Annotated in this window: 5 protein-coding genes; 1 reads left to right on the plus strand and 4 read right to left on the minus strand. The window is 72.5% G+C overall.

The genetic code is table 11. The features are described 5' to 3' along the window. Positions 1 to 842, minus strand: an 842-nt coding sequence (locus ACFWEJ_RS27705; protein ID WP_377232384.1) for a sigma-70 family RNA polymerase sigma factor, incomplete at its 3' end; no start/stop codon positions are given. A gap of 271 nt (positions 843 to 1,113) precedes the next feature. Between ACFWEJ_RS27705 and ACFWEJ_RS27710 the strand changes: the two genes are divergently transcribed. Then, a complete protein-coding gene (locus ACFWEJ_RS27710) occupies positions 1,114 to 1,881 on the plus strand; it encodes a hypothetical protein (protein WP_285107839.1) in 768 nt (255 codons plus the stop codon). 53 nt (positions 1,882 to 1,934) lie between these two features. Here ACFWEJ_RS27710 and ACFWEJ_RS27715 read toward each other — a convergent pair whose 3' ends face one another. The 3 genes from ACFWEJ_RS27715 to ACFWEJ_RS27725 all read right to left on the minus strand — a co-directional run bounded on the left by ACFWEJ_RS27715 (position 1,935) and on the right by ACFWEJ_RS27725 (position 3,977). After that, entirely contained in the window at positions 1,935 to 2,261 is a 327-nt protein-coding gene (locus tag ACFWEJ_RS27715) for a DUF1540 domain-containing protein (protein ID WP_377232385.1), read from the minus strand. Between the two features lie 163 nt (positions 2,262 to 2,424). After that, entirely contained in the window at positions 2,425 to 2,877 is a 453-nt protein-coding gene (locus ACFWEJ_RS27720) for a heat shock protein transcriptional repressor HspR (RefSeq protein ID WP_377232386.1), read from the minus strand. Positions 2,878 to 2,966: 89 nt separating this feature from the next. Continuing rightward, positions 2,967 to 3,977: a DnaJ C-terminal domain-containing protein gene (locus ACFWEJ_RS27725; RefSeq protein ID WP_377232387.1), complete on the minus strand. Its 1,011-nt coding sequence runs from the start codon at positions 3,975 to 3,977 to the stop codon at positions 2,967 to 2,969. Positions 3,978 to 4,027 lie beyond the last annotated feature (50 nt).

A 4,027-nucleotide genomic window follows, 5' to 3' on the forward strand; every position in this document is an offset into this window, starting at 1 on the left:
GTGGTGGAGACGGCGGACGACACCGCGCCGGAGAACGAGCCGCTCGACGCCGCGCTCATGGCGGAGGCGGAGTGCGCGCCACCGGCCGCCGCGCCCGCGCCGGCCTTCGCGGCGACGACCATGCCGCCGATCGGGGCGCCGGCACCGACCAGGGCGAGGCCGCCCGCGCCCAGCACCAGCGGGGCGATGACGGTCTTCATGCCGTGCGCCACGTCGTGCAGCTCGAGCACGAGGGCGCTGCACGTGGCGCAGGTGGACAGGTGCTCGTCGATCTTGGTGGTCTCGCGCTTGGACAGGCTCGCCCGCACGTACCCGCCGAGCAGCGGGTTGACGGTGCGGCAGGTGTCCGACGGCGCGTGCGTCAGGTGCTGCTGGAGGTACCCGGCCCGCAGCGCCTCCTTGGCGCGGTAGAGCAGGGCGGACACGCCGTTGGGGCTGAGACCGAGCACGGGCGCGACCTGGGCCGGCTTGAGCTCGTCCACGAGCACGTACCAGAGGACCTCGCGCCACCGCTCCGGCAGGTCGACGTAGGCCTTGGCGATCACGCTGCGCTCGAAGCCCTCGAGCGCAGGGTCGTCCTTCGAGGCCACCCGGCCGAGGACGGACTCGATCTCGTCGTCGGTGCTCGGGCGGGTGCGCGCGGCGCCGCGCGACACGTCGAACGACCGGTGGCGGACCATCGTGTACAGGTACGGGCGGAACCCGGCGTCGGGGCCGACCCCGCGGCGCAGCATCTCGAACAGCTTGCTGAACGCGTCGGCGACGACGTCCTCCGCGTCGGCGGCCGGGACGTACTGGCGGGCGAGGGCACGAGCGGCGGCCGAGTGACGCTCGTAGAGCACGCCAAAAGCATCACGGTCACCTGACCTGACCTGCAGGATCAGTTCCGCGTCGCTAGGGGTTTCCCCTGTGCTGCTCTCGACTTGCCTCACGTCTACCCAGACTCTCGCGGTGGTCGCGCTGCCGTTGACTGTCGCCGTCCTGCCAAGACTATAGAGCCAGGCGCAAGATTTAGGGGGTGGAATTCCAGATTCCGGGGTGATGCCCGGGTGAAGTCCGGCACGTCACCTCCGAAGGTGCGTCATGATGTATCCCCGTGAGGGTCCCATCAGTATGAGCGAGGCACAGCAGGAGGCGCGGGTGCGTGTGCACGACCTGCGCGAGCGGTGGCGCGCTACGAGTCTGGCGTCGGTATGGATCCGGCCGAACGACTGGGAGCACCCCGCCGCAGAAGCGCTAGCAGAGGCACTGGCCGAGGGCCGTGGCGTGATCGCGCCGGCCGAGCGGCTCGGTGCGGCGCGCGCCGGTGTGGGTGCCGGGATCACCGAGGCCCTGGACGACGTCGCCTGCCTCTACGCCGCCTTCGGGCGCCCCACGGACGTCGGCGCGCTGCGCGCCGCGGCGATCGGCTGGGTCGGGGAGCGCGAGCGCGTGCCCTACCAGATCGCCACGCACGACCCCTCGACCGGTCTGCCCACGGGTGAGTACCTGGGCGAGCGGCTGCGCGAGACCTACGGCGTGGCCCAGCGCACCGGCTCGACCGCGGGCGAGTCCCACTGCCTGCTGGTGCTCGACGTGGGCCTGGAGAACCTCGACACGTGGCAGCGCCTGGCGCGCTCCGCCGCGATCGGCCGCACCCTGCACCAGGTGTTCGGCGAGGGCCACCCGATGGCCGCCGTGGGCGACGGCACGTTCGTGGTGCTGTGCGAGCGCGGTCCGACGACGGCGGAGCTCGGCCAGTCGCTGCGCCGCGTCGTGGAGCGCAACGCCGAGGTGCTCGGCCTGACGACAGAGGTGCGCCGCCCGACCCGGGTGTGGGTCGAGCGGCTCCCCGGGACGCACGGCGACGCCCTGCTCCTCCTGGACCACCTGGCGCGCTGAGGGCCCGGGTGCTCGACGACGAGCACCCGGACCCTCGGCCCTGCCGGACGTACTCAGACCTGCTGCGCTGCGCCGTTCGGCTCGAAGGTGAGGCAGTCGGCGTGGCCCGGGTCCTCGGGGCCCGGTCCGACGCGGATCGACGTCGCGTTGCACTCCAGGTGGTCGTTGTGGGTGCACTCCGCGCGCTGGCAGGCGCCGACGTGGGCGATCACCTTCTCCAGGCCGCCCTTGGTGCTCAGCGGGATGAACGTGGCACAGGCGGCGTCGCCCGCGTGCCCTCCGATGGTGACGGCGCCGGCGTGGCAGCCGTGCTCGTGGTTGTACCCGCAGCCGTCGATCGAGCACTCGACGACCTCGGGCATTTCCATCAGCGTGCTCATGGCATCTCTCCTCGCTCGGTGCGTCACTCCTGCGGAATACACCGATCGTATTCCGAAATGGTGGATCGCGTAGAGCAAGGAATGCCTTACCTATACTCGGGCGTGCATTCTTGATTAACGAAAGAATGGCATTGCTGAAATCAGCCGCGCACCGAGGAAGCGGTCACTCCTCGCGCCGCGGGGCCGGCCGCCAGAGCACCACGGCGCCCCCGCCGGCGGCACGGTGCTCCAGGTCCACGCGCACCGCCGCGCTGCGGACGCGCTGACCACGCTGGACCACCACGACGTCGCCCGCCGCCGGCCCGGCGGCGAACACGCGCCCCTCCTCCTGGACCCGCATCAGCAGGTCGCCGAGGCGCTCCTCCAGGACGGAGACGTGCGCCTCCAGGTCGAGGATCCGCTTGATCCCGGCGAGGTTGATGCCCTCGCCCTGGGCGAGCCGCTGGACCTGGAGCAGGCGTGCGACGTCGCGCCGCGAGTACCGGCGGCCGCGGCCGCGCGTGCGCCGGGGCACCACGAGGCCGAGGCGGTCGTACTGCCGCAGGGTCTGCGGGTGCATGCCCGCGAGCTCGGCGGCCTTGGACACGGTGAGCACGGGTGTGTCGTCGTCGACCATGCGCACCTCCGAAGTCTCTTTTGCACTGTTGGTCCGGGCAGGTTAGCCGAACCCGGTGCGGCGGGGCAGCCGCCCCACCGCACCGGTCGTCATTCCGCCGCCCGCGCGGCCAGCCCGGCGCGCACGTCCTCGCCGTCGCTCTCGGCGGCGAACGTCTCCAGCGCCTGCCTGGCCTTCTTGCTGAGCTTCTGCGGCACGGCCACCTGCACGGTGAAGAGCAGGTCACCGGTCGCGTTCGCGGTACGCACGCCACGGCCCTTGACGCGCAGCACCCGGCCCGACGGCGTGCCTGCGGGCACCTTGAGCCGCACGGTGGCGCCGTCCAGGGTGGGCACCTCCAGCGTGGTGCCGAGCGCCGCCTCCGCGAACGTGACGGGCACGGTCATGCGCAGGTCCACGCCGTCCAGCGTCCAGACCGGGTGCGGCGTGACGTGCACGGTGACGACGAGGTCCCCCGCCGGACCGCCGGCCACCCCGGGCCGGCCCTTGCCGCGCAGCCGGATCTTCTTGCCGTCGTTGATCCCCGCGGGGATCCGGGCCGTAATGGTGCGGCCGTTGACCTCGAGCTCCGCCGTCGTACCCTCCACGGCTGCCCGGAACGGCAGCGTGACCTGGGCGGCGACGTCCGCGCCCGGGGTCGGGGTCGTGTATCCGGTGGTTCCCGCGCCGTAGGCCGTCCGGCCTGCGCCGGCGCCGAACATGGAGCCGAGGATGTCCTCGAAGCCGCCGTTCCCACCCTGCGGGTAGCGGACGCGCGGCCCGCCCCGGCCGCCCGTGCCCTGGGCGCCGCCGAACATGGCGCCCATGATGTCCTCGAACCCGCCGGCCCCGGCACCGCCGGCACCCGCCGAGAAGCGGGCGCCGCCCGCCATGGCGCGCACGGCGTCGTACTGGCGGCGCTGCTCCGCGTCGGAGAGCACCGCGTAGGCCTCGCCGATCTCCTTGAACTTGGACTCCGCCGCGGCGTTCCCCTGGTTCTGGTCGGGGTGGTACTGGCGCGCGAGCTTGCGGTAGGCCTTCTTGACGGCCGCGTCGTCGGCGTCCTTGGACACGCCCAGCACGGCGTAGAAGTCCTTCTCCATCCAGTCCTGACCGGTCATGGCACCTCCTTCCGCACTGTGGCCCCGGAAGCCGGGCCCGCCCCGTCAGG

It is taken from the genome of Promicromonospora sp. NPDC060204 (assembly GCF_042728455.1).
Lineage (GTDB): Bacteria > Actinomycetota > Actinomycetes > Actinomycetales > Cellulomonadaceae > Promicromonospora.

Excerpts from the sequence above, each read along its gene's own strand:
- ACFWEJ_RS27725 (WP_377232387.1), bottom strand. The coding sequence starts at position 3,977 with ATGACCGGTCAGGACTGGATGGAGAAGGACTTCTACGCCGTGCTGGGC.
- ACFWEJ_RS27710 (WP_285107839.1), top strand. The coding sequence starts at position 1,114 with ATGAGCGAGGCACAGCAGGAGGCGCGGGTGCGTGTGCACGACCTGCGC.
- ACFWEJ_RS27715 (WP_377232385.1), bottom strand. The coding sequence starts at position 2,261 with ATGAGCACGCTGATGGAAATGCCCGAGGTCGTCGAGTGCTCGATCGAC.
- ACFWEJ_RS27720 (WP_377232386.1), bottom strand. The coding sequence starts at position 2,877 with ATGGTCGACGACGACACACCCGTGCTCACCGTGTCCAAGGCCGCCGAG.